Origin of the sequence: Pseudomonas sp. 2822-17, assembly GCF_002742485.1 — a bacterium.
In the GTDB taxonomy this organism is placed as follows: Bacteria; Pseudomonadota; Gammaproteobacteria; order Pseudomonadales; family Pseudomonadaceae; genus Aquipseudomonas; species Aquipseudomonas cyclaminis.
The window spans coordinates 1-309 of sequence record NZ_LJRZ01000807.1 but is presented as its reverse complement, the minus strand read 5'-3'; the positions used below and the strand labels follow the sequence as shown (position 1 = coordinate 309).

The window sequence follows — 309 nt, the reverse complement described above, 5'->3', positions numbered from 1 at the left end:
TGTCCTTGCTATTATTAGTCACCTCTGATATTTTCTCAATTAAAGCTAATATAGAAACAGAAATATCCTGGAATATCGCTCTTGTTTGCTCAACAGCATCATTTTGCTGTTTTCCTATCTCATTTGCACTGGTCATAGATGAAAATGCAAGATCAGCATTTTTCTGAATCATACTTAATATTGATTGAATATCCTTCACCGAATTTGATGATTGCTCGGCTAACTTCCTGATTTCATCTGCAACTACTGAAAATCCTCTACCAGCTTCTCCAGCTCGAGCAGCTTCAATGGATGCATTTAATGCTAGTA

1 protein-coding gene is annotated in these 309 nt (G+C 36.2%); it reads right to left on the bottom strand.

Annotation, left to right across the window (positions count from 1 at the left end; genetic code table 11):
- On the bottom strand, positions 1-309 hold a 309-nt coding region (locus tag AOA60_RS32845; protein WP_256592899.1), incomplete at both ends, for a methyl-accepting chemotaxis protein.